This is a genomic window from Microbispora sp. NPDC049633 (genome assembly GCF_040675265.1).
Lineage (GTDB): Bacteria > Actinomycetota > Actinomycetes > Streptosporangiales > Streptosporangiaceae > Microbispora > Microbispora maris.
In genome coordinates this window covers 88,276-112,297 of the sequence record NZ_JBFAOO010000001.1, presented here as the reverse complement: position 1 = coordinate 112,297, position 24,022 = coordinate 88,276, and the positions used below count along the sequence as shown (strand labels likewise).

At 68.4% G+C, this 24,022-nt stretch carries 21 protein-coding genes and 1 tRNA gene; 13 read left to right on the top strand and 9 right to left on the bottom strand.

The window, feature by feature from the left end; translation table 11 throughout:
- The first annotated feature begins 329 nt into the window (after positions 1-329).
- From AB0J39_RS00565 to AB0J39_RS00520, 10 genes are all read left to right on the top strand, one after another.
- A complete protein-coding gene (locus tag AB0J39_RS00565; RefSeq protein ID WP_363460245.1) occupies positions 330-659 on the top strand; it encodes a PadR family transcriptional regulator in 330 nt (109 codons plus the stop codon).
- Between the two features lie 2 nt (positions 660-661).
- Positions 662-1,075 (top strand): DUF1048 domain-containing protein, encoded by a 414-nt coding sequence (locus AB0J39_RS00560; protein ID WP_363460243.1) that lies wholly within the window; start codon positions 662-664, stop codon positions 1,073-1,075.
- The gene (locus AB0J39_RS00555) at positions 1,075-1,866 is read left to right on the top strand and encodes an ATP-binding cassette domain-containing protein (protein WP_363460241.1); all 792 of its coding nucleotides are present in this window, start codon (positions 1,075-1,077) and stop codon (positions 1,864-1,866) included. Before AB0J39_RS00560 ends, AB0J39_RS00555 begins: the two co-directional genes overlap by 1 nt.
- A gap of 9 nt (positions 1,867-1,875) precedes the next feature.
- Positions 1,876-2,637 (top strand): ABC transporter permease, encoded by a 762-nt coding sequence (locus AB0J39_RS00550; RefSeq protein WP_363460239.1) that lies wholly within the window; start codon positions 1,876-1,878, stop codon positions 2,635-2,637.
- A gap of 295 nt (positions 2,638-2,932) precedes the next feature.
- Entirely contained in the window at positions 2,933-4,141 is a 1,209-nt protein-coding gene (locus AB0J39_RS00545; RefSeq protein ID WP_363460237.1) for a cytochrome P450, read from the top strand.
- Between the two features lie 275 nt (positions 4,142-4,416).
- Positions 4,417-6,399, top strand: a complete 1,983-nt coding sequence (locus AB0J39_RS00540; protein ID WP_363460235.1) for an amino acid transporter — start codon at positions 4,417-4,419, stop codon at positions 6,397-6,399.
- A gap of 107 nt (positions 6,400-6,506) precedes the next feature.
- The gene (locus AB0J39_RS00535) at positions 6,507-7,865 is read left to right on the top strand and encodes a TrkH family potassium uptake protein (protein ID WP_363460233.1); all 1,359 of its coding nucleotides are present in this window, start codon (positions 6,507-6,509) and stop codon (positions 7,863-7,865) included.
- A gap of 718 nt (positions 7,866-8,583) precedes the next feature.
- Positions 8,584-9,189, top strand: coding sequence for a superoxide dismutase (locus AB0J39_RS00530; protein ID WP_363460231.1), 606 nt, complete (start codon positions 8,584-8,586; stop codon positions 9,187-9,189).
- Between the two features lie 559 nt (positions 9,190-9,748).
- Complete coding sequence (gene cutA / locus AB0J39_RS00525; protein WP_363460229.1) at positions 9,749-9,907, top strand: divalent cation tolerance protein CutA; 159 nt, start codon at positions 9,749-9,751, stop codon at positions 9,905-9,907.
- A gap of 314 nt (positions 9,908-10,221) precedes the next feature.
- Positions 10,222-10,368, top strand: a complete 147-nt coding sequence (locus AB0J39_RS00520; RefSeq protein ID WP_363460227.1) for a hypothetical protein — start codon at positions 10,222-10,224, stop codon at positions 10,366-10,368.
- 66 nt (positions 10,369-10,434) lie between these two features.
- Here the strand turns inward: AB0J39_RS00520 and AB0J39_RS00515 are convergent.
- The 9 genes from AB0J39_RS00515 to dnaA all read right to left on the bottom strand — a co-directional run bounded on the left by AB0J39_RS00515 (position 10,435) and on the right by dnaA (position 22,697).
- Positions 10,435-10,508, bottom strand: a tRNA-Ile gene (locus AB0J39_RS00515).
- Between the two features lie 169 nt (positions 10,509-10,677).
- Entirely contained in the window at positions 10,678-11,400 is a 723-nt protein-coding gene (locus AB0J39_RS00510; RefSeq protein ID WP_363460225.1) for a DUF3566 domain-containing protein, read from the bottom strand.
- Positions 11,401-11,596: 196 nt separating this feature from the next.
- Positions 11,597-14,098, bottom strand: a complete 2,502-nt coding sequence (gyrA, locus tag AB0J39_RS00505; protein ID WP_363460223.1) for a DNA gyrase subunit A — start codon at positions 14,096-14,098, stop codon at positions 11,597-11,599.
- Between the two features lie 28 nt (positions 14,099-14,126).
- Positions 14,127-16,073, bottom strand: coding sequence for a DNA topoisomerase (ATP-hydrolyzing) subunit B (gene gyrB / locus AB0J39_RS00500; RefSeq protein WP_363460221.1), 1,947 nt, complete (start codon positions 16,071-16,073; stop codon positions 14,127-14,129).
- 420 nt (positions 16,074-16,493) lie between these two features.
- On the bottom strand, positions 16,494-17,027 hold the full coding sequence (locus AB0J39_RS00495; protein WP_363460219.1) for a DciA family protein: 534 nt from the start codon (positions 17,025-17,027) through the stop codon (positions 16,494-16,496).
- A complete protein-coding gene (gene recF, locus AB0J39_RS00490; protein WP_363460217.1) occupies positions 17,017-18,204 on the bottom strand; it encodes a DNA replication/repair protein RecF in 1,188 nt (395 codons plus the stop codon). The genes AB0J39_RS00495 and recF overlap by 11 nt, the downstream gene beginning before the upstream one ends.
- Before the next feature lie 112 nt (positions 18,205-18,316).
- A complete protein-coding gene (gene gnd, locus AB0J39_RS00485) occupies positions 18,317-19,261 on the bottom strand; it encodes a phosphogluconate dehydrogenase (NAD(+)-dependent, decarboxylating) (protein WP_363460333.1) in 945 nt (314 codons plus the stop codon).
- Positions 19,262-19,377: 116 nt separating this feature from the next.
- Positions 19,378-20,517, bottom strand: a complete 1,140-nt coding sequence (gene dnaN, locus AB0J39_RS00480) for a DNA polymerase III subunit beta (RefSeq protein WP_363460215.1) — start codon at positions 20,515-20,517, stop codon at positions 19,378-19,380.
- Positions 20,518-21,041: 524 nt separating this feature from the next.
- Positions 21,042-22,697, bottom strand: a complete 1,656-nt coding sequence (dnaA, locus tag AB0J39_RS00475; protein ID WP_363460213.1) for a chromosomal replication initiator protein DnaA — start codon at positions 22,695-22,697, stop codon at positions 21,042-21,044.
- Positions 22,698-23,131: 434 nt separating this feature from the next.
- On the opposite strand from dnaA, the gene rpmH reads away from it, so the two are divergent.
- The 3 genes from rpmH (at position 23,132) to yidD (ending at position 24,022) form a co-directional block, all read left to right on the top strand.
- Positions 23,132-23,269 (top strand): 50S ribosomal protein L34, encoded by a 138-nt coding sequence (gene rpmH, locus AB0J39_RS00470; protein ID WP_015772801.1) that lies wholly within the window; start codon positions 23,132-23,134, stop codon positions 23,267-23,269.
- 64 nt (positions 23,270-23,333) lie between these two features.
- Positions 23,334-23,711, top strand: a complete 378-nt coding sequence (gene rnpA, locus AB0J39_RS00465; protein WP_363460211.1) for a ribonuclease P protein component — start codon at positions 23,334-23,336, stop codon at positions 23,709-23,711.
- Positions 23,708-24,022, top strand: coding sequence for a membrane protein insertion efficiency factor YidD (gene yidD / locus AB0J39_RS00460; RefSeq protein ID WP_169983599.1), 315 nt, complete (start codon positions 23,708-23,710; stop codon positions 24,020-24,022). Before rnpA ends, yidD begins: the two co-directional genes overlap by 4 nt.

Below are 24,022 nucleotides of genomic sequence, written 5' to 3'. Positions count from 1 at the left end.
TCAGCAGCCGTGTCAGGACGGCGAAGGCGCGGTATCAGCGTGTTCGGCCATGGTGGACGCCATGTGACGTCAGCGATTCCGGCACTCGCGGTTGCGCTCGTGGGTGCCAGTGCTCCCGCCGCCTCCGCGGCAGCGAAGCCGACGGTCGACATCTTCGCGGAGGTTGACGCAGCCCGTCTCCTGCCGAAGGGGGCGGCGGGCTCACTCACGCAGTGATCAGGTTGCCTCTACCCACACGCGCGCACTACCTGGCGTTGCTATGTACCGGTAGTCAGCGTTACTGTGTACCGGTACTCAGCAACACCAAGTAGCTGAAGGGGGGCGTCTCCATGGGCAAGCAGGCGACCGAGATGCTCAAGGGAACGCTGGAGGGCATCGTCCTGGCGATCCTCTCCGGCCGGCCCGCGTACGGCTACGAGATCACGGCGTGGCTGCGCGATCAGGGCTTCTCGGACATCGCCGAGGGCACCGTCTACGCGCTGCTGGTCCGGGTCGAACAGCGCGGCCTGGTCGACGTGGAGAAGGTTCCGTCCGAGAAGGGGCCGCCGCGCAAGGTGTACTCCCTCAACGCCCAGGGGCGGGAGTACCTCGAAGAGTTCTGGAGAACCTGGAGCTTCCTCGTCGAGAGGCTCGAACAGCTCCGCGAAGGAGGTAGGTAGACATGGCCACAGAGCCGGACGAGTCGAAGAGCCGCTATCTGCAGTATCTGGAGAGGGTCACCGGGCCGCTGGAGGACAAGCGGCGCTACCGGCAGTACAAGGCGCGCATCAAGCAGCTTCCCGAGAACTACCGCACGGCGGCCGAGGCGATGGAGCGCTACCTGATGCTCCTCGGACCGGCCGACGGCGCCGGGGCGATGGCGATGTACGAGGACCTGGCCGATCTGTTCGAACAGAGCGCGGCGGACGGAACCCCGATCCGCGACCTCTTCGGGGACGACCCCGTGGAGTTCGTGGAGGCGTTCGCGGCCAACTACCCGCTCGGACAGTGGAGAAGCCGGGTGCGGAACCGCCTCATCAGCGCCGTCGAGCGCGCTGCCGGGGAAGAGCCCGGAAGACAAGACAGGACCGAGTGATGACGACACAGCAAGCCCCGGCGATCCAGGTGCAGGGCCTGGAGAAGTCGTACAAGGAACTGCGGGTGCTGCGCGGCGTGGACTTCGACGTGGTGCAAGGCAGCATCTTCGCCCTGCTCGGCTCCAACGGGGCGGGCAAGACCACGGCCGTGAAAATCCTGTCCACGCTGCTCAAGGCCGACGCGGGCACGGTCCGCGTCAACGGCTTCGACGTCGTCAGGCAGGCCGCGGACGTGCGGGAGTCCATCAGCCTCACCGGACAGTTCGCCGCCGTCGACGAGATCCTCAGCGGGCGGGAGAACCTCGTGCTGGTCGCCCGGCTGCGGCACCTCAAGAACCCGGGCGGGATCGCCGATGACCTGCTCGCCCGTTTCTCGCTGACCGACGCGGCCGCGCGGAAGGTGGCGACGTACTCCGGTGGCATGCGCCGCCGCCTGGACATCGCCATGAGCCTCATCGGCAACCCGCCGGTCATCTTCCTCGACGAGCCCACGACCGGGCTCGACCCCCAGGCACGCATCGAGGTGTGGCAGGCCGTCAAGGAACTCGCCGCCCAGGGGACGACGGTGCTGCTCACCACGCAGTACCTGGACGAGGCCGAGCACCTCGCCGACCGGATCGCGATCCTCCACGAGGGCCGGATCATCGTCAACGGCACCCTCACCGAGCTCAAGCGACTGCTCCCGCCCGCCAAGGTCGAATACGTCGAAAAGCAGCCGACTCTCGAGGAGGTCTTCCTCACCCTCGTCGGCGACAACGGCCATGACCGCAACGTCGGCACGGACACGTAAGGAACCACGATGGCCAAGCACTTCTTCGGCGACACCGTCGTCCTGACGGGACGATCCCTGCGCCACATCACGCGCAGCCCGGACACCGTCATCACGACCGCGATCATGCCGATCGCCATGATGCTGATGTTCGTCTACGTGTTCGGGGGCGCGATCAGGACAGAGTCGGATTCGTACGTGAACTACATGCTGCCCGGCATCCTGCTCATCACGGTCGCCTCGGGCATCGCCTACACCGCGTACCGGCTGTTCATGGACATGAAGGGCGGCATCTTCGAGCGGTTCCAGTCCATGCCGACCGCGCGGTCGTCGGTGCTGTGGGCACACGTGCTGACCTCGCTGGTCGCCAACCTGATCTCGCTCGTAGTCGTCGTGCTCGTCGCCCTGCTCATGGGCTTCCGCTCGGCGGCGGGGGCGGCGGCATGGCTCGCGGTCGCCGGCATCCTGATCCTGTTCACCCTGGCGCTGACGTGGGTCGCCGTGATCCCCGGCCTGTCCGCCAAGACCATGGAAGGCGCGAGCGCGTTCTCCTACCCGCTCATCTTCCTGCCGTTCCTCAGCTCGGCCTTCGTTCCCACCGACACCATGCCCGGCCCGGTGCGCGCCTTCGCCGAGCACCAGCCGGTGACCTCCATCGTCAACGCCATCCGCAACCTGTTCACCCAGCAGCCGGTCGGAACCGACATCTGGACCGCCCTGGCCTGGTGCGTCGGCATCCTCATCGTCGCCTTCGCCTTGGCCATGCGCACCTACCGCCGCAAGATCTCCTAGGCCGTATCGGTCAGGCTTGTCTTGATCCAGAACAGTGTGGCGGGCAGACGGCTCGCGGCACGATGTCCATGGACAAGAACAGCACGTCCTCGGCTCGCTCGCGTCGCCGGTCGCAGGGACCCAAGAGAGATCTACGCGAGATGAGCACCGGGCTGTGAGCGGACTACCCGGAGCACATGCCCCGCCGCTGATTCTTGCCGATGAGTGCCGCCCGCATTGACCTCGCCGCCATTCATTGCAGCACAACATTCGCGTTGCACGAACGCCCATGATCGACGAACCAAGGAGAAAGGCCATGGCTGAATCCCTTCACACCGTCACGACGATGCCAACAGCGCGTCGGCCCGGCTGTCCCTTCGACCCGCCCAAGGAGCTGATCGAGGCCCGTGAGCACGGCCCGATCAGTCGCTTCCCCTTCCCTGACGGGCACCAGGGCTGGCTGGTCACCGGCTACGACCTGGTCCGGTCGGTTCTCGCCGACTCGCGGTTCAGCTCGCGCAGGGAGCTCATGCGTCACCATCCGATGGTCGACTACGGTGACATCGAGGTCCCCCCGGCGCCGCCCGGCGAGTTCCTCCTCATGGACGAGCCGCAGCACAGCCGCTACCGCAAGCCACTGGCGGGCAGGTTCACCGTACGGCGGATGCGGCTGCTCACCGAGCGCGTCGAGCAGGTCACCGCCGAGCACCTGGACGCGATGGAGAAGGCCGGTCCGCCGGCGGACCTGGTGACCGCGTTCGCCAAGCCCATCCCCTCCGTCATCATCTGTGAGCTGCTGGGCGTGCCGTACGAGGACCGGGGCTCATTCCAGGAGCACATCGACACGTTCCTCGGCGGGGAGGCCGGCGACGAGGAACTGTTCACGGCTTACACCGCGACCCAGCAGTACCTCGCCGACCTGGTGACCGCCAAGCGCGCCGACCCCACCGACGACGTGCTCAGCGAAGTCGCCGGCAGTGATCTGACCGATGAGGAGCTGAAGGGGGTCGCCCTGATCCTGCTGTCGGCCGGGTTCGACACGACCGCGAACATGCTGGCGCTGGGCACCTTCGCGCTCCTGCGCCACCCCAAGCAACTGGCCGCATGGCGCGCCGATCCCGCGCTCACCGACCGGGCCGTGGAGGAGCTGCTGCGCTATCTGAGCGTTGCCAAGACGTTCATGAGGACGGCGCTGGAGGACGTCGAGCTGGGCGGCCATACCGTCAAGGCCGGGACGAGCGTCATCCTGTCCTACAACACCGCCAACCGCGACCCCGAGCGCTTCCCCAATCCCCACGTGCTCGACATCCGCAGGCAGGACGGCGGGCACCTGGCCTTCGGCCACGGGATCCACCAGTGCCTGGGCGCGCAGTTGGCCCGCGTCGAGCTGCGCGTCGCGATCCCCGCGCTCTTCGACCGCTTCCCCACGCTGCGCCTGGCCGTACCGGCAGAGGAGGTCGCCCTGCGCCCGGAGATTGCGGACATCTACGGGGTGAAGAGCCTTCCGGTCACCTGGGACGCCTGACCGGGAGCTGGTGACCGCACCCGTTTCGCGAGTCGGCGCCTCTAGTACGACCTGCTGTGCCGGTAAGCAGTCCCCCATGATGGCTGCGTATTCCGGCGTCCGGTTCCTCGCCCTAATAGCCCTGCGGCTACGCCCACGCGGGGGGTGAGTGATGCGTGGTGTGCCCTATACGAAAGCATCTGTGGGGTGTTCTTGGGGCTGATGATTGCAGGCTCTACCCTGGGCGCGTCGAAGACCTGTCGAGCGTCGTGGCCGGACGCGGTGGGAGTGGGCGGATGAGCGGCGCAGGTGAGTTCGTCGTTCCGGCGGTGGTGGAAAGTCCGGTGCGTGCGCCCGAGCCGAGCGGGCGGGTGGGGCGGTGGCTGCTGGAGCACCGGGTCCAGCCGGTCGGGCCGGAGACGGCCGAAGGGCACGCCAAGCCCCAGCCCTGGTGGAAGGTGATGTGCCTGACGGGGGTGGACTACTTCTCCACCCTGGCCTACCTGCCCGGCATCGCCGCGCTGGCGGCCGGGGCGCTGTCCCCGCTGGCCACGCTGCTCATCGTGGCGCTGACGCTGCTGGGCATGCTGCCGATGTACCGGCGGGTGGCCAGGGAGAGCCCCAACGGCCAGGGCTCGGTGGCGATGCTGGAGCGGTTGCTGCCGTTCTGGCGGGGCAAGCTGTTCGTGCTGGTCCTGCTGGGATTCGTGGCCACGTCGTGGATCATCACGATCACGCTGTCGGCGGCCGACGCGTCCGTGCACGTGGTGGAGAACCCGTTCTTCCCGAGCTTCCTGCACGGCCACGAGGTCGTGCTTACCGTGGTGCTGCTGGCGGTGCTCGGCGGGGTGTTCCTGCTCGGCTTCAGCGAGGCGGTCGGCGTGGCCATCCCGCTGGTGACGCTGTTCCTGCTGCTGAACGCCGTCGTCGTCGCCGTCGGGATCGCCGACGTGGCGACCGAGCCCGAGGCGCTGTCGCGGTGGACGGACGCGCTGCTGAGCGGGGGCGGCCGCTTCACCGGGCTCCTCGGCCCGGCCGTGCTGGCCTTCCCGCTGCTGGTGCTCGGCCTGTCCGGGTTCGAGACGGGGGTCAGCATGATGCCGCTGGTGGCTGCCGAGGGCAAAGATGCCGAGCAGCGGCTGGCCTCGCGCGTCCGCAACACCCGCAAGCTGCTCACCGCGGCCGCGCTCATCATGAGCGTCTACTTGATCGCCACCAGCTTCGTGACCACGGTCCTCATCCCGGCCGAGCAGTTCCGCCCCGGCGGGCAGGCCAGCGGCCGCGCGATGGCCTACCTCGCCCACCAACATCTGGGGGAGGCGTTCGGCACCGCCTACGACATCAGCACGATCCTCATCCTGTGGTTCGCCGGCGCCTCGGCGATGGCTGGGCTGATCAATATCGTGCCCCGTTACCTGCCCGGCTACGGCATGGCCCCCGAATGGGGCCGGGCCGTACGCCCGGTCGTCCTCGTCTACACGCTGATCTGCATCGTGCTCACCATCGCCTTCGGCGCCGACATCGACGCCCAGGCCGGCGCGTACGCGACCGGGATCTTGGCGATGATGGTCTCCGGTGCGGTCGCGGTCACCATCTCCGCCATCGGCAGGCGGCAGCGCCCGGCCGCCTTCGGTTTCACCGTGCTGACCTTGGTGCTGCTGTACGCGCTGGTGGAGAACATCCGGGAGAAGCCGGACGGCCTCGCCATCTCCGCCCTGTTCATCCTGGCCATCATCGCCATCTCTCTGGTGTCGCGGATCTCGCGCACCACCGAGTTGCGCGCCGACCGCATCGAGTTCGACGAGGCCGCCCGCCGATTCGTCACCGATTCGCTCGCCCACGACGGCGCGCTGAACCTCATCGCCAACCGCCGCCAGAGCGGGAACGCGGCCGAGTACGCCGCCAAGGAGAGCGAGCAGCGCGGTATGAACCCCGTCCCGGGAGCGGCCGACGTGCTGTTCCTGGAGATCGACGTCATCGACCCGTCGGAGTTCAGCAACGTGCTGCAGGTCCACGGTGTCCAGGTCGACGGCTACCGGGTGCTGCGCGCGGCCAGTCCCGCCGCCCCCAACGCCATCGCCGCGATCCTGCTCGCCCTGCGCGACGTCACCGGCGTGCGGCCACACTGCTACTTCGAGTGGTCGGAGGGCAGCCCGCTCACGCATCTGTTCCGCTATCTCCTGCTCGGCCGGGGAGACACACCTCCGGTCGTCCGGGAGATCATCCGCAAGAGCGAACCCGAGCCGGCCCGCCGCCCGGGCATCCATGTCGGTGGCTGAGCGACCTCCATGAACAGCGCATCTCCCCCTTCTCATGTTCGTCCGGCCCCGTCCCGCTGCTGGTCCGGTGACTGGTTCAGTAATCGAAGACGCTCGGTGCTCGTTCCATGAGGCGCGGCGGGTGGGCTGGGGCCGTTTTTGACCGCTTCCGGCATCCGGCGCAGGTGATCGCGATCAGTTTCGGGGCGGCCATCCTGCTGGGCACCGTCCTGCTGGCCTTGCCGCTGTCCACCGCCTCGGGCAGACCTGCCGACTGGATCACAGCCCTGTTCACCGCGACCTCGGCGGTGTGCGTGACCGGCCTGGTCGTGGTGGACACCGCCACGCACTGGTCGGCGTTCGGCGAGGTGGTGATCGCCGTCCTGGTTCAGGTCGGCGGGCTGGGCATCATGACGCTGGCCACGCTGTTCACGATGCTGGTGGCCGGGCGGCTGGGCCTGCGGGCCCGCCTGTTCGCCCAGGCCGAGACCAAGACGCTGAGCGTGTCCGACGTGCGCCGGGTCGTGCGCAATGTGGTGCTGTTCAGCCTGGCCTGCGAGGCCGTTGTGGCGCTGGTGCTCACCGCCCGCTTTCTGATCGGGTACCACGAACCGGTCGGCCGCGCCGTATACCTGGGTGTCTTCCACGCGGTGTCGGCGTTCAACAACGCCGGGTTCGGGCTGTGGAGCGACAACTTGATGCGGTTCGTCACCGACCCGTGGATCTGCCTGCCGGTCGCCGCCGCAGTGATCGTCGGCGGGCTCGGCTTCCCGGTGGTGTTCGAGCTCGCCCGATCCTGGCGCCACCCGAGCCGCTGGACGATCCTCACCCGTGTCACGGTCGTCGTGTCGCTCGTCCTACTGGCCATCGGCACGGTGGTCTTCCTGGCCACCGAGTGGCGCAACCCCGCGACCCTGGGCAGGCTGGATGACCCCGGCAAGCTGCTGGCCGCCTTCTTCACGGCGGTCATGCCGCGCACAGCCGGCTTCAACAGCCTCGACATCACCCAGATGTATCCCACCAGCCTGCTGACCACCGACGTGCTGATGTTCATCGGCGGTGGCTCCGCGGGTACCGCGGGGGGCATCAAGGTCACCACATTCGGGCTGCTGATTTTCATCATCTGGGCCGAGATGCGCGGCGAACCCCGGGTGAACATCGGCCATCGCCGCCTCGCCGAAAGCGCGCAACGGCAAGCCCTGTCCATCACCGCGATCAGCATGGGCCTGATCGTGGTCTCCACCTTTGTGCTGCTGGCACTTACCCCGCACAGCCTGGACCGGGTGCTGTTCGAGGTGATCTCCGCCTTCGCCACAGTGGGCTTATCGACCGGCATCACCGCCGACGTCACACCCGCCGGGGATCTGCTGCTCGCCCTGCTCATGTTCATCGGCCGGATCGGCCCCCTGACCCTGGGCTCCGCGCTCGCGCTGAAACAACGGTCCCACCGCTACGAACTCCCAGAGGAGCGTGTCATCGTCGGCTGACGCCTTCAGTGCGGCCGTTGTGGTGCGACAACGGTGAGGTCGGCGTTTCACAGCCTCGCCGTGGAGATCGAGGCCGTTGGCGAAGCCGTGCAGGTGGGGCAGGGTAGCGGTCCCCGAGCCTCGGTGAGCCAGGCGGTGAGTTGGCGTCGTTGCCCGCGGTCGGGAGCAGGAGTTCAGCGAAGCAACGGATCAGGCGGCCGAGGTCGGCATGCTCGAGGCGCGTACTCACGAGTTTCTGCAGCAACACGGTGTCGGCTTCGCGCAGCCTGCCGGGGTGGGTGAGTAGAAGCCTAGCCGGACGGCGTGGTGTGATGACGGGCCGATCGCCCTCGGCACGGCCTTGCGTGAGGTAGCGGTGGAGCAGGTGACGGTCAAACGATCAAAAGGCCAGGTCCCGGGTCCTTGGGAATTGGCCTCTGAGCTGGTACTTCATGGTGGGGCTACCAGGACTTGAACCTGGGACCTCTTCCTTATCAGGACTGTCCACGCCGCGATCAGAGGTTCGCGCCATCCTCCTGACTGGTGCTGAGCGGTATGAGCGTGAGGGGTTGTGTGCCTCTGTTGCAGTACGCGTTGCAGTACTGCGGCCTTGGGTCGGTGCAGCGTCAGCACCTCCAGCAGGAGCGCGGCCGTCTGATCTTGCTTCTGCCGTCCCTTGTGCAGTTCCACACTCTTGCATCACACTCGTAGTTGCGAATTACTTGCAATAAGGGGACTGATGACTCGGTACACTCTGCCTGAAATGCCCTACGACTACGCGGCGCTGGAGCCCGCGATCACGGGCGAGATCCTGGAGCTTCACCATGCCAAGCACCACGCGGCGTACGTGAAGGGGGCCAACGACACCCTCGACCGGCTCGCCGAGGCCAGAGACAAGGGCGAGTTCGGCGGCCTGGTCGGACTGGAGAAGACGTACGCCTTCAACCTGTCCGGCCACGTCCTGCACTCGATCTTCTGGCAGAACCTGTCGCCGGACGGCGGAGACCGGCCCGACGGCGCCCTAGGCGACGCGATCGACGAGCACTTCGGCTCCTTCGAGGCGTTCCAGAAGCAGCTCACCACGGCGACAAGCACAGTTCAGGGCTCAGGCTGGGGTGTACTGGCCTGGGAGCCGCTCGGCCGGCGGCTGGTGGTCGAGCAGGTGTACGACCACCACGGAAACGTCGGGATGAACACCACGCCTCTGCTGGTGTTCGACGCCTGGGAGCACGCGTACTACCTGCAGTACCGCAACGTCCGGCCGGACTACGTCGAGAAGTTGTGGAGCCTGATCAACTGGAACGACGTCATCGCCCGGTTCGAGGCCGCACACGCCGCGGCCTGACGATCGGCCCCGAGCGGGGCCACTGATGACCGCGACGGCCTGTGGGTACCCGGAAATCCTTCCGAGCACTGTTCCGACACAGGCCGTCGCTCATGAACCTTATGCCTCACCTCGATCGCGCGTCGCACCATGGCCGCCCCCGATGTTCGTCACGTGGCCGATGTCGCCGTACCCGTTCAGCACCTGAGGCGGCGGTGCGGCGCTCGTCCGGAGGATGCTTGGGTACGGCGGGCTGGTGTGCGGCGGCGTCTACAACGGGAGTCAGGGAATCCAGGCCACCATCGGCAGACCTTCACGCACACCTTCAAGGCAGGGGACGTCGTGACGCTCCACGCCTACCGCATCGGACAGATTGGCCCCGCGTCCATCTTCAGCAACTCCGGTGGACGCACCGGAGTCATGGCGCACTGGGTGAGCCCGGTTTCTAAGCTCCGGTGCGCGGGGTGAGGTGGACGCTTTAGCGTACGAAGTTTCTCGCCCTATGGCCGGACGAGGCAGACCGGATTGCTTCGGCGGTCGTGGCTCGGCGTTCTGCAGCTTGTGCTCAGGTTTGTTGCTTATGAAGAAGACCGCGGACCGTTTCGAGGAGCTTGCGGCGTGCGTGCGTGAGCTGCACTCGTACGAGGTGCCTGAGATCGTCGCGGTGCCGATCGTGCAGGGGACACCGGATTATCTGGAGTGGATCAGGCGGGAGACGGCCCCAGAGCGCGGCGAGTAGCGCGGATGTCGCCGAGTAGTTCGCGGGCGGCTTCGGCAAGGAGCTGCACCACGGGCCGGTGAAGACGAGGGCCGGCAACCGGTCGCTGCCTCTCCTCGGCGTCGTGCGGGAGGCGTTGGAGATCCAGCGGGACGGCCAGAAGATCCTCCGCGAGGAGGCGGGGAAGGACTGAACGGACACCGGGCTCGTCTTCACGACCAGATCGGGAAAGCCGATCGAGCCGCGCAACCTCGCCCGGTCCTTCGCCCGGATCGTGGAGACGCACATGCTCCGGCCGATCCGCGTTCACGACCTCCGGCACACCCGCCGCGTCCTTGCTCAGGAAGCTCGGCGTCGCACCGCGTGACGCGATGGAGATCCTCGGGCACAGCCGGATCTCGGTGACGATGGAGATCTACACGCACGGGGACGGCGAGAGCCGCGAGAATGCCCTCAAGAGGGTGACGGGACTGTTCGAGTGAGTCTGTTGCAGTACCCGTTGCAGCAAAATGCCCCGGAGCTTGATCGCTTCGGGGCGTTTATCGATGTGGGGCTACCAGGACTTGAACCTGGGACCTCTTCCTTATCAGGGAAGCGCTCTAACCGACTGAGCTATAGCCCCGCACTGCGCAACGAACGTTACCGCATCCCGTTTCCGGTGGCGAATCCGTCGCTTCGAACGAGGAAAAGCTTACCGTGTCCGGGCCCCTGGTCGTGCCACCGAGTGCACCTTCGTACGGCGGGCCGCTCGGGTGGGGCGGCCAGCCGTACCGTGCCTGCTGCGGCCGGGGTCACTCGGCTTCGCTGAAGGTGACCTCGACACCGCCCACGAGGTCCGCGGAGATGTTGTAGATCACCGCGCCGAGGGTGGAGAGCGCGGTGATGAGCACGACGTTCAACGCGCCCAGCAGTGCCGCGTACCCGAGGATGCGGACCGGCTCGAACCAGCTGCCGATGTCGATGGTCCCGGCCCCGTTGCCGGCGGCGCCGCCGCTCGTGGTGAGCTGCGTCACAGTCTCGGTGATCGAGGAGAAGACGCCGAGCGCCGACAGCACGCCGTACAGCACGGCGACGGCCACGAACAGCACGACGAAGCACACCAGCGACACGACGAAGCTGAACTTCATCGCCGACCACGGCTCGATCCTGCGCAGGACCAGGTGGGCCTTGCGCGGCGGGCGCAGCCCGGACTTCTTGTCCTTGGAACCCTTCGATTCCTTGGAATCCTTGGAGGACTCGGTGCGGTCCCCGGCGGGGCCGAAGCTCAGCCCGCGTACGGAACCGCCGTCCACCGAGGGCCGGGCGTTGTCCACAGACGGGCGCCCGTTGTCCACAGAGGGTGTGGACGCACCGAGGCCCGCGGGGCGGGGATACTGCGCGGTCGCCCCACCGACGTCGGACCTGCCGTTCTCGGACGCTCCGTCCGTGGCCGCCTGCCGCTTCCAGGGCTGGTCGGCGGCCGAGGTCCGGATGCGCATGGTGTCGTCGGCCTTCGCCTTGTCGGCGGCGGTCACGTCATCTCCTTCGGAAGCCACCTTGGCGACGCTACCGCCATCGTGCGCCCGCGCGGTAACCCCGTTCGGGGAAGACGCCGGGCGGGCGCCCGTCGGTCTCTGTTTGCCGCCGGGTGTCCGCGGCCCGCCGGTGTCACTCATGCCACACCCTCGTCAGACGCCGCATTGTGCTGGTCGAGTCGCTCGCTACGCTCGCTCATGCCTCGCCTCCTGCCCCGTTCTCCTCGGTCTCCAACGACTCGGCGTTGCGAGCGAGGGCCACAACGCTGTCACCCTCGGCCAGGTTCATCAGGCGGACGCCCATGGTCTGGCGGCCCGACTGCTTGATCTCGCCGGCGCTGGTACGGATCACCCCGCCGGCAGAGGTGATCGCGAAGACCTCGTCCTCGGGACGCACCATGACGGCTCCGACCAGCTTGCCACGAGCACTGACGATTTTCGCCGTCAGGACGCCCTTGCCGCCCCGGCCCTGCACCGGGTACTGGTCGGCGGGTGTCCGCTTCGCATACCCACCCTCGGTCGCGATCAACACGTCGTCGCCGTCGCTCATGACGTTCATCGCGAGCAGTTCGTCACCGTCCACGAACCGCATGCCGATCACACCGCTGGTGGCCCGGCCCATCGGGCGCAGCGCGTCGTCGGAGGCGGTGAACCTGATCGACTGCGCGTTCTTCGACACGAGCAGCAGGTCATCACCCTCGGAGACGAGACGGGCGGCGATCACCTCGTCATCTTCGCGCAGGTTGATCGCGATCAGGCCACCGGATCGCGGCGAATCGTATTCGGACAGCCGTGTCTTCTTCACCAGACCGCTGCGGGTCGCCAGCACCAGGTACGGCGCGACGTTGTAGTCCCGCAGGTCGAGGATCTCCATCACGTGCTCGTCGGGCTGCATGGCGAGCAGGTTGGCCAGGTGCTGGCCGCGGGCGTCCCGGCCCGAGTCCGGCAGCTCGTACGCCTTGAAGCGGTAGACCCGGCCCTTGTTGGTGAATGCCAGCAGCCAGTGGTGCGTCGTGGTGACGAAGAAGTGCTCCACGATGTCGTCCTGGCGGAGCTGCGCTCCCCTGACTCCCTTGCCGCCGCGCCGCTGCGCGCGGTAGAGGTCGGTGCTCGTCCGCTTGGCGTAGCCACCGCGCGTGATCGTGACGACCACGTCCTCCTCGGCGATCAGGTCCTCGATGGACATGTCGCCCTCGTACGCGGTGATCTCGGTCTTCCGCTCGTCGCCGTACCTGGCGACGATCTCCCCGAGTTCGTCCGACACGAGCCGGCGCTGCCGCGGCTCGGAGGCCAGGATGTCCTGGTAGTCGGCGATCTGCGTCATCAGGCCGTCGTACTCGTCCTGGATCTGCTGCCGCTCCAGCGCGGCCAGCTTGCGCAGCTGCATGTCGAGGATGGCCTGCGCCTGGACCTGGTCGATGTCCAGCAGCGTCATCAGGCCGCCCTGCGCCTCGGCCGCCGACGGCGACCGCCGGATCAGGGCGATGACGTCGTCGAGCCGGTCGAGCGCCTTGAGCAGACCGCGCAGGATGTGCGCCCGCTCCTCCGCCTTGCGCAGCAGGAACCGGGTCCGCCGGACCACGACCTCGATCTGGTGCGTGATGTAGTGACGGACGAACTGGTCGAGCCGCAGCGTCCGCGGCACACCGTCCACCAGCGCGATCATGTTCGCGCCGAACGTGGTCTGGAGCTGGGTGTGCTTGTAGAGGTTGTTCAGCACGACCTTGGCGACCGCGTCGCGCTTGAGCACGATCACCAGTCGCTGACCGGTCCGCGACGACGTCTCGTCGCGGACGTCCGCGATCCCGGTGACCTTGCCGTCCCTGACCAGCTCGGCGATCGTGAGTGCGAGGTTGTCCGGGTTCACCTGGTACGGCAGGGCCGTGACGACCAGGCACTGCCGTCCCTTGGGGTCCTCCTCGACCTCGACGATGGCTCGCATGATGATCGAGCCGCGGCCCGTGCGGTAGGCGTCCTCGATGCCGCGGCGGCCGACGATCAACGCGCCGGTCGGGAAGTCGGGGCCCTTGACCCGCGCGAGCAGCCCGTCGAGCAGCTCCTCGTCACTGGCCTCGGGGTTGTCGAGCGCCCACTTGACGCCCTCGCCGACCTCGCGGAGGTTGTGCGGCGGGATGTTCGTCGCCATGCCGACCGCGATGCCGGCCGAGCCGTTCACCAGCAGGTTCGGGAACCGCGACGGGAGGACGATCGGCTCCTGCGACCGCCCGTCGTAGTTGGGCTGGAAGTCGACGGTCTCCTTGTCGATGTCCCGGAGCATCTCCATGGCGATCGGCGCCAGGCGGCACTCGGTGTACCGCATCGCGGCGGCCGGGTCGTTGCCCGGCGAGCCGAAGTTGCCCTGGCCGTCGACCAGCGGGTAGCGCAGCGACCACGGCTGCGCGAGCCGTACGACGGTGTCGTAGATCGACGTGTCGCCGTGGGGGTGGTAGGAGCCCATGACGTCACCGACGACGCGGGAGCACTTGAAGTAGCCGCGGTCGGGCCGGTAGCCGCCGTCGAACATCGCGTACAGCACGCGACGGTGCACGGGCTTGAGGCCGTCGCGGACGTCGGGCAGCGCGCGGGACACGATGACGGACATCGCGTAGTCCATGTAGCTGCGCTGCATCTCGGCCTGGATGTCGACCGGCTCGATGCGATCGGCGGGAGGCCCAGGCGGCGTGTTCACTTCCGTCACGAAAAGTCCTTCTGGTCGGCCACGCTGCTCAGACGTCGAGGAAGCGGACGTCGCGTGCGTTGGTGATGATGAAGTTCCTGCGGGCCTCGACGTCCTCGCCCATCAGCACACTGAACAGGTCGTCGGCCTGGGCGGCGTCGTCGAGGGTGACCTGGCGCAGCACGCGGGTGTCGGGGTTCATCGTGGTGTCCCACAGCTGGGAGGCGTTCATCTCGCCCAGACCCTTGAACCGCTGCACACCGTCGTGGAGCCGGGGGTCGCGCCGGCCGCGGGCGACGCCGTCCTCGATGATCGCGTCCCGCTCCCGGTCGGAGTACGCGTACGAGGCGTCCTCACCCTTGCGGTCCCACTTGATCTTGTACAGCGGCGGCTGGGACAGGTAGACGTGCCCGGCCTCGATCAGCGGGCGCATGAACCGGAACAGCAGCGTCAGCAGCAGCGTGGTGATGTGCTGGCCGTCCACGTCGGCGTCCGCCATCAGGATCAGCTTGTGGTAGCGCAGCTTCGAGATGTCGAACTCGTCGTGCACGCCGGTGCCGAGGGCCGTGATGAGCGCCTGGACCTCGTTGTTCTTGAGGACCTTGTCGATCCGGGCCTTCTCGACGTTCAGAATCTTGCCGCGGAGCGGGAGGATCGCCTGGAACTTCGGGTCGCGCCCGCCCTTGGCCGAGCCGCCGGCCGAGTCGCCCTCGACGATGAACAGCTCGCACTTCTCCGGCTCCGACCACTGGCAGTCGGCCAGCTTGCCCGGCAGGCCGCTGCCGCTCTCCAGCAGGGACTTGCGCCGGGTGAGGTCGCGGGCCTGCCGTGCCGCGATGCGGGCGCGGGCCGCCTGGAGCGACTTGTTGATGATCTCCTTGGCCTCGCCCGGGTTGCGCTCGAACCAGTCGCGCAAGTGGTCGTTGCAGGCCTTCTGGACGAAGGACTTCGCCTCGGTGTTGCCCAGCTTGGTCTTGGTCTGGCCCTCGAACTGCGGGTCGGCCAGCTTCACCGAGATGATCGCGGCCAGGCCTTCGCGGACGTCGTCACCGCTGAGGTTGTCGTCCTTGCCTTCCTTGAGGAACTTCTGCTCGCGCGCGTACCGGTTGACGATGGTGGTCAGCGCGGCGCGGAAGCCCTCCTCGTGGGTGCCGCCCTCGGCCGTGTTGATCGTGTTGGCGAACGTGTAGACCGACTCGCTGTAGGTGGCGTTCCATTGCATCGCGATCTCGACCGAGATGCCGTCGCCGTGCTCCTCGAAGTCGATCACCGAATTGTGGATCGCGTCCTTCTTCGAGTTGAGGTGCTTCACGAAGTCGGACAGGCCGCCCTCGTAGTGGTACGTGAGCACCTTGGGCTCGTCGTCGATGATGTGATCGGGCCGCTCGTCGGTCAGCGTGATCTTGAGACCCTTGTTCAGGAAGGCCATCTCCTGGAACCGGCGCGCGAGCGTCTCGAAGTTCCAGGCGGTCGTCTCGAAGATGTCCGGGTCGGGCCAGAAGCTGATGGTCGTGCCGTGCTCGTCAGTCGGCTCGCCCTTCTCGAGCGGCGCCGTGGGCTTGGCCGTCAGGTACTTCTGCCGCCACACGTGGCCGTCGGTGCGGACCTCGACCTCCAGGCGCGTCGACAGCGCGTTGACGACCGAGGCGCCCACGCCGTGCAGACCGCCCGAGACGGCGTACGACTTGCTGTCGAACTTGCCGCCGGCGTGCAGCACGGTGAAGACGACCTCGACGGCCGGCCTGCCCTCGGCGGCGACGATGCCCACGGGAATGCCGCGTCCGTGGTCCATCACGCGCACGCCGCCGTCGGCGAGCAGGGTGACCTCGATCAGGTCGTTGTAACCGGCCAGCGCCTCGTCGACCGCGTTGTCGACGATCTCGTAGACCAGGTGGTGCAGTCCGCGCTCACCGGTGGAGCCGATGTACATGCCGGGGCGCTTGCGGACCGCTTCCAGTCCTTCGAGAACGGTGATAGAGCTAGCGTCGTAGGACAAGTGCGAAATCCTCCTGCCGCGGACACGCGGCGGGCGGCACCGTGGATTGGCTGCCCCTGCCGTGCCCGTCACCGTCGTGAGTGCCCCGATGCGGCACCCAGGGAAATCGGCCCATGGGGCCGGGGTGACGCAAACCGGACGTGTCCTTGAGTCCGTTTACATTCTACCGGTCCGACCGACAACAGGTGGCATTCACGGGGGCTGTGATGCCCTGTCGCTTGACGATCATGTTTCCGAGCACCCCCCACACGGAACGGGGGTCGGAGCCTCACACGCGATTTTGGGCCGGTTCGGGCTCTCCACGGGTCGGTTCGACGCTCGTCACGGGCGGTTCGGCGCTCGTCACGGCCGGTTCGACGCTTGTCACGGGCGGTTCGGCGCTCGACGCGGGGCTCGCGAGGCGCGCGCCGCCACCCGCGCTCAGCCGTAGGTGTCGCCGGGCCCGCGGCTTCCGCGTACGCGCAGGCCGCCCTCCGGGCGGTGCCCGGAGCCCGGGCCGTGCACCTTGACCCGGGTCACGGTGCCGTCGCCGAGCTCCTCGTTCAGCCGCCTGACCAGGGTGGACGCGAGCAACCGCACCTGCGTCGCCCAGGCGGTGGAGTCGGCGGCGACCAGCACCTCGCCGTCCTCGAAGGTCTCCGGCCTGGTGTGGGCGGCCAGTTCCGGGCCGACGATCTCCGCCCAGCGGCCGAACACGCCGCCGACCGCGACCGGCTGTTCCCATCCCCGGGCGGCGAGCAGGTCGCGGATCGCCCGCCCGAACGGCAGCGGGTCCCCGGAGTCCCGCCGCGGGGCGCCCGCCCCGGACCGGCGGCGCGGCTCGGTCCGCGGAAGCTGTCCCCGCTTCAGCGCGTCCGCCTTCGCCTGGGCCAGCTTCTCCCGCGCGAGCGCGGCACCCCGCGCGACCGAGCCCTGCGGCGACTGTCCACCGGCTGTGGATATCTCATCGGACACGGGACACGCTCCCTTCCATCACGTCGAACCGGGCGCCGGTCAGCTCGGGGGGCACGTCGTCCGGCACCGCCGCCGTGATGAGCACCTGCTCGGCCGGGGCGACGATCTCGGTGAGCCGTCTGCGCCGCTGGCCGTCCAGCTCGGCGAAGACGTCGTCCAGGATCAGCACGGGGTCGCCGCCGTCGGCTCTCAGCAGGTCGTAGGCGGCCAGCCGCAGCGCGAGCGCGAACGACCACGACTCGCCGTGACTCGCGTAGCCGCGGGCCGGCAGCTCGCCCAGTCGCAGCAGCAGGTCGTCGCGGTGCGGGCCGACGAGGGTCACGCCGCGTTCCAGCTCCGACTGGCGAGCCTCCGCGAGGCCCGCCCGCAGGTGCTCGGCCAGCAGTTCCCGGTTTGTCCCCAAGGTGGGGATATCTGTGGATAACCCCGATGGCCGGTATTCGAGATCGGCGAGTCCCGACGACGGGGCGAGGGTGGCGTACGCCTTCGCCACGAGGGGGCGCAGCGCGTCCACCAGGCGTAGCCGCGCCGCCAGCAGTTCCGCGCCGTGGCGCACGAGGTGGGAGTCCCAGACCTCGAGCGTGCTCATGACGTCTCCCGCGCCCGCCGCGGCGAAGGCCACGTCGTCCTCCTGCCTGCGGCCGCCGCGCCGCCGTCCGGCCCGCGTCGCCGCGGCCGTACGGAGGAGGGCGTTGCGCTGCTTGAGCACGCGCTCGTAGTCGGCCCGCACGCCGGCGAACCTGGGGACGCGGGCCACGAGCAGGTCGTCCATGAAACGGCGGCGCTCCGACGGGTCGCCCTTCACCAGCGCGAGGTCCTCCGGGGCGAACAGCACGGTCCGCAGCAGTCCGAGGGCGTCGCGCGGCCGGGGGACGGGCGAGCGGTTCACCCTGGCACGGTTGGCCCGGCCCGGGTTGATCTCCACCTCGATCAGCGCGCGCCGGTCGTCCCTGACCACCGCCCCGCGCACGATCGCCCGCTGCGCGCCGTGGCGTACGAGCGGCGCGTCGGTGGCCACGCGGTGGCTCGAATGGGTCGCGAGGTAGCCCAGCGCCTCGACCAGGTTGGTCTTGCCCTGCCCGTTCGGGCCGACGAACGCCGTCGCCCCCGGTTCCAGCACGAGTTCGACCTCCGAGTAAGACCGGAAGTCGGTGAGGGACAGGCTCGCCACGTGCACCCCGCCAGGCTAGTGCCGGTGCCCGGCCTTCGTGTCCCGGCCGCGGAGCGCTGTGGACGATCGGGCGGGTATGAGCCGGTGATCCACAGCCTGTGGAGAATCGGCGCGAGCGTCAGCGCTCGGTTTCCACCGGCGGGGTGACGTCGGCGCCGGGGGCGTCGGCGCCCTTGCCGGTCTGACCCTCGGTGGAGGCGACCGCGTGCCCGCCGAACTGGTTGCGCAGCGCCGCGACCATCTTCATCGCGGGGGAGTCGGCCTGACGTGAGGCGAAGCGGGCGTACAGCGCGGCCGTGATGGCCGGCAGGGGCACGGCGTGGTCCACGGCGGCCTGGACCGTCCAGCGGCCCTCTCCGGAGTCCTCCGCGTAGCCCTTGAGCTCGGTGAGGTCGGGGTCCTCCTCCAGTGCCCGCACCATCAGGTCGAGCAGCCACGACCGGATGACGGTGCCGTGCCGCCAGCTCTTGAACGTCTCGGGGACGTTGGTCACGGCGTCGCTCGCCTCGAGCAGCTCCCAGCCCTCGGCGAAGGCCTGCATCATGCCGTACTCGATGCCGTTGTGGACCATCTTCGCGAAGTGGCCGGCGCCCACGCCCCCGGCGTGAACGAAGCCGTCCGCACCCTCGGGCTTGAGCGTGTCGAAGATCGGCATGAGCCGGCGGACGTGCTCCTCGTCGCCACCGGTCATCAGCGCGTAGCCGTACTCCAGGCCCCAGACGCCGCCGCTGACGCCCACGTCGACGAAGCCGATGCCGTGGGCGCCGAGGTCGGCCGCGTGCCGCTGGTCGTCCAGATAGTGCGAGTTGCCGCCGTCGATGACGACGTCACCCTCCGACAGCAGGTCGCGCAGCTGCTCGATCGTGCTCCGCGTGGGCGCCCCGGCGGGGACCATGACCCAGACCGCGCGCGGCGCCTGAAGCCTCTCCACGAGGTCCTTCAGGCTGCCGACGTCGCTGACCGAGGGATCGCGGTCGTAGCCCACGACCTCGTGGCCGCCGCGCCGCAGCCGCTCGGCCATGTTGCCGCCCATTTTGCCGAGCCCGATCATGCCGATCTGCATCTGAGCCACCCCTCAACCTCTGCGTCGTCCACAGCGTCGTCCACCGAGGCACGCGTACCCATGCATCGGGGGTCCATGCCCGCAGGAGATCGTACGCCCGGGGTGTCAGGGCCGGGTCAGCTGGACAACCGGATGGGCATGATGAGGTAGCGGTAGTCCTCGCTTCCGCCGTCGTCCACAGGCTTGCCCCCGGTGAGGATGGCGGGCTTGGTCGGCGTGGTGAACTGGAGCCGCGCGACGTCGGAGTCGATCGCCCCCAGGCCCTCCAGCAGGAACTGGTGGTTGAACGCGATGTTGATCTCGTCGCCGTCGAACTCGACCGGCAGCGCCTCCACGGCCTGCGCCTCGTCGCCGCTGCCGGCCTCCAGGACGACCTCTCCGCCGCGGAAGGCCAGCCGTACGGGGGTGTTGCGCTCGGCGACCAGAGCGACGCGCTTGACGGCCTCGACGAACGAGGCTGTGGACAGATCCGCGCGCGCGGAGAACTCGGTGGGCAGCAGCGAGCGGTACTTGGGGAATTCGGGGTCGAGCAGCCGGGTCGTCGTCCGCCGTCCGGAGCTGGAGAACCCGATCATGCCCTCGCCGGTGCCGCCGGCCGAGCTGAGCGCGATCTCGACCTCGGCGCCGCTGCCGCCCAGCGCCTTGGCGGTGTCCGCCAGCGTACGGCCGGGGATCATCGCCACGGCCTGGAAGCCGGGCTGCTCGGGCTGCCACTTCAGCTCGCGTACGGCGAGGCGGTAGCGGTCGGTGGCGGCGAGGGTCACGGTGTCGCCCTCGATCTCCATCCGCACGCCGGTGAGCATCGGGAGCGTGTCGTCCTTGCCGGCGGCGACGGCGACCTGACCGACGGCGGAGGCGAACACGTCGCTGCCGACCCGTCCGGCGGCCGGGGGCATGGCCGGCAGGGAGGGGTAGTCCTCCACAGGCATGGTGAGAAGTGTGAACCGGGCGCTGCCACAGGTGACCACGGCCTTGGCTCCGTCCACAACCAGCTCGACCGGCTGTGCGGGAAGCGCGCGGGTGATCTCGGCGAGGAGCTTGCCGGAGACGAGGACCACTCCCGGCTCCCCGGTCTGCACGTCGAGGGTCACCTCGGCGGAGACCTCGTAGTCGAAGCCGGACAGCTTCAGCCTCTGGTCGTCGGTCACCTCAAGCCGCATGCCGGCGAGCACCGGCACCGAGGGACGGGCCGGAAGGCTCCGTGCCGTCCACGCCACGGCCTCGGCGAGCACGTCGCGATCGATCCGGAACATCACGTGGATCAGCCTCCTGGGTGTCGCTGCTTCGTCAAGTCTTCACTCTCCCGCACCTGTGTGCCTCCAGAACCCCTTCTATGGTTCTTGAGTTCTTTAGAGGGAGAGATACAAGTCGCCTTATTAGGCAGTGTGGATATGTGGATGTCGAGCATTTTCGCAGCTCACGGGAGCTGATTCATCCACTGCCGGTGTGGGGGAGAGGTGGACGGGCCCCCTGTGGATTGTGGGCGGCCGCGCTGTCCCCACACCCGTTCCCCAGGCGGAGACCCCTCTGTCCACGAGTAATCCACCATGTTTCCACCGGTTGTCCACGGGGTAAAAGGGACAGCCGAGGTGGCTGTGACGAGTACGCACAGGGCGTCCCCAGCTCGTCCACGGGTGTTCCCCAAGTAGTCCCCAGCTTTTCCCCAAACTTGTCCCCAAGTGGGGACGGCGTGTTGGAGAGCCGGAGAGGGTGTGGGTATCGACGCGGCGGCCACCGAGGGCCGAAATTTTTGATCCACAGAGTTATCCACAGCTGTGCACTAAGCGTTGCGTGCGCGCTGCTTGATCCGTGTCGTCAACTCGTTGACCTGGTTGTACATCGAGCGCCGCTCGGCCATGAGCGACCGGATCTTACGCTCCGCGTGCATCACGGTGGTGTGGTCGCGCCCGCCGAACTGCTGGCCGATCTTCGGCAGGGACAGGTCGGTGAGCTCACGGGCCAGGTACATGGCGATCTGCCGGGCCGTGACGAGGGCGCGGGAGCGTGAGCTTCCACACAGGTCGTCGAGCGAGACGCCGAAGTACTCGGCGGTTGTGGACATGATGAGGGAGATGGTGATCTCCGGGCTCGCGTCCTCGCTGATGAGGTCCTTGAGGACGATCTCGGCGAGCTGGATGTCCACAGACTGCCGGTTGAGGCTGGCGAACGCGGTGACCCGGATCAGCGCGCCCTCCAGCTCGCGGATGTTCGTCGCGATGCGGCTGGCGATGTACTCCAGCACGTCGGGCGGCGCGGCCAGGCCCTCCTGGATCGCCTTCTTGCGCAGGATCGCGATGCGGGTCTCCAGCTCGGGCGGCTGGACGTCGGTGATCAGACCCCACTCGAACCGGTTGCGCAGCCGGTCCTCCAGCGTCACGAGCTGCTTGGGCGCCCGGTCGCTGGAGATGACGATCTGCTTGCTGGCGTTGTGCAGGGTGTTGAAGGTGTGGAAGAACTCCTCCTGCGTCTGCTCCTTGCCCTCGAGGAACTGGATGTCGTCGACGAGGAGGATGTCCACAGCGCGGAAACGGGAGCGGAATCCGTCGGCCTTGTGGTCGCGGATGGAGTTGATGAAGTCGTTGGTGAACTCCTCGGAGCTCACGTACCGCACCCGGGCGCCGTCGTACAGGCTCTGCGCGTAGTGGCCGATCGCGTGCAGCAGGTGGGTCTTGCCCAGCCCGGAGTCGCCGTAGATGAACAGCGGGTTGTACGCCTTGGCGGGGGCCTCGGCGACCGCGACGGCGGCGGCGTGCGCGAAGCGGTTGCTGGCGCCGATGACGAAGGTCTCGAAGGTGTACTTGGCGTTCAGCCGGGCCGGCTCGCCGGAGGTGCGGCCGCCCCGGGTGTCCCAGCGGTTCTGCCCGGCGCCGGGCACCGGCCCGGACACGGGGCCCGGCCCGGGAACCGGCTCCGGCTTGGGGGCCGCGGGCGGTTCGGGGGAGTAGCCGCCTGGCCGCTGCGGGAGGTCGGCCGGGGACATGTGCTGTGGAGGCTGTGGATACTGCTGGGCCTGTGGATAGTGCTGCCCGTGCGGCTCGGCGTCGCGCCGGATCGGGCCGTCCTCGCCTAAGGGGAAGCGGGGGGCCTGGGAACCGGCCTGTGGATAACCTGTGGACGGCGACTGTGGACGATGGTCCGCCGCCGGGGCGGAGGCGGGGTCGGACGGGGCGGTCATGCCGGCGCCGGGATCCACCATCACGGCGATCCGCACGGGCCGGCCGAGCTCCTGCGACAACGCGTGCACGATCAGAGGGCGCAGGCGTACCTCGATGACCTCCTTGGCGAAGTCGTTGGGGGCCGCCAGGAGAATCGTGTCGTTGATGAGGCCGGAGGGCTGCGTCATCTGCAGGAACGCCCGCTGCTGCCCTGAGACGCCCTCGTCGAGCAGGGTCCTGAGCGCCCGAGCCCATACAGCGTTGAGATCGACGCCTTCCATGGCTCGGCCCCTCCTCCCGTTGCGCGGCCCCGCTCGCCCGCCGCGATCCGTGTCGTGTCAGTTTCGTACGCCCCGCGGCACCGGCCCTCGTCCGGATGCCATCCACATATGATCCACATGATGTGCACAGCCCGCGCGTCCTCCCCGGGCACAATTCACGCTGATGGGGGGAAGGGCCGGACGGCCGACAGTAGCGGTGTGCGCAACCTGCGTTCAAGGCGTTGTCCACAGCCTAATGGGCCATGGTCGCTCGCCGTACTCGCTTGGCGGCACGGGTGCCGGTTTGACCTGACGTACGGTGGACCCGTAACGTGTCCCGGTCGGCTAATCACGCGACGGCTATTTCGCATGCCCGCGCATCTGACGAGCCGTGACCTTGGAATGTACCGCGCCCGCGGAACGCCGCGGACGTACTTGACGCCTGGAGCCCACCCGTGAGCAAGCGTACTTACCAGCCGAACAACCGTCGCCGCGCGAAGACCCACGGCTTCCGGCTGCGCATGCGCACCCGGGCCGGCCGCGCCATCCTGGCCGCGCGCCGCCGCAAGGGCCGCGCCGAGCTGACGGTCTGACAATCAGACGCCGCCCGCCCGTGTCGAGCGGAGCGGGCGGCCGTACGTCGATCGAGGAAGCCCGGTGCTGCCGTCCGCGTCCCGCATGCGGCGGGGTGACGAGTTCGCCGACGCGATTCGCCGTGGGCGGCGCGCCGGGCGTCCCACCCTGGTCGCACACCTGAACCTGCGCGACGCCGACGAGCCACCGCTGGTCGGCTTCGTCGTGAGCAAGGCGGTCGGTGGCGCCGTGGTGCGGAACCAGGTCAGGCGCAGGTTGAGACACCTCGTGCGGAACCGCCTGCCGATGCTGCCGAGAGGTAGCCTTCTGGTGGTACGCGCCAATCCACCGGCTGCGTCCGCGCACAGCGAGCACCTGGCCGCCGAACTCGACGTCGCGCTGAGTCGTTTACTCCGGCGGCGCGGGTCCGATTCCCGGGCTCCGACGGATGGACGGTCATGACAGCGCAGCAACCGACCCCGGCAGTGGTGCCCGGGGAGGCCGACCGGCCCGCGACCGGGCCGGTCGCTCGCGTGCTGCTCGCGCTCATCAAGTTCTACCGCGCCTTCATCAGCCCGATGCTGGGGCCGAGGTGCCGGTTCGAACCGTCCTGCAGCGCCTACGGGTTGGAAGCCGTCGCCGTTCACGGAGCGGCGCGCGGGGTATGGCTGACCGTCAGGCGCATCGGACGGTGTCACCCGTTCCACCCCGGAGGTTTCGACCCGGTGCCCCCACGCCGAGTCCGGTCTCACGACGAAACGCAAGGGAGCTAG

What these genes read in the sequence shown, in the direction of transcription:
- AB0J39_RS00555 (WP_363460241.1), top strand. Translation starts at nt 1,075, where the DNA reads ATGACGACACAGCAAGCCCCGGCGATCCAGGTGCAGGGCCTGGAGAAG.
- dnaA (WP_363460213.1), bottom strand. Translation starts at nt 22,697, where the DNA reads ATGGAAGGCGTCGATCTCAACGCTGTATGGGCTCGGGCGCTCAGGACC.
- AB0J39_RS00540 (WP_363460235.1), top strand. Translation starts at nt 4,417, where the DNA reads ATGAGCGGCGCAGGTGAGTTCGTCGTTCCGGCGGTGGTGGAAAGTCCG.
- AB0J39_RS00530 (WP_363460231.1), top strand. Translation starts at nt 8,584, where the DNA reads ATGACTCGGTACACTCTGCCTGAAATGCCCTACGACTACGCGGCGCTG.
- cutA (WP_363460229.1), top strand. Translation starts at nt 9,749, where the DNA reads ATGAAGAAGACCGCGGACCGTTTCGAGGAGCTTGCGGCGTGCGTGCGT.
- yidD (WP_169983599.1), top strand. Translation starts at nt 23,708, where the DNA reads ATGACAGCGCAGCAACCGACCCCGGCAGTGGTGCCCGGGGAGGCCGAC.
- gnd (WP_363460333.1), bottom strand. Translation starts at nt 19,261, where the DNA reads ATGCAGATCGGCATGATCGGGCTCGGCAAAATGGGCGGCAACATGGCC.
- AB0J39_RS00560 (WP_363460243.1), top strand. Translation starts at nt 662, where the DNA reads ATGGCCACAGAGCCGGACGAGTCGAAGAGCCGCTATCTGCAGTATCTG.
- AB0J39_RS00545 (WP_363460237.1), top strand. Translation starts at nt 2,933, where the DNA reads ATGGCTGAATCCCTTCACACCGTCACGACGATGCCAACAGCGCGTCGG.
- AB0J39_RS00550 (WP_363460239.1), top strand. Translation starts at nt 1,876, where the DNA reads ATGGCCAAGCACTTCTTCGGCGACACCGTCGTCCTGACGGGACGATCC.
- AB0J39_RS00565 (WP_363460245.1), top strand. Translation starts at nt 330, where the DNA reads ATGGGCAAGCAGGCGACCGAGATGCTCAAGGGAACGCTGGAGGGCATC.
- AB0J39_RS00535 (WP_363460233.1), top strand. Translation starts at nt 6,507, where the DNA reads ATGAGGCGCGGCGGGTGGGCTGGGGCCGTTTTTGACCGCTTCCGGCAT.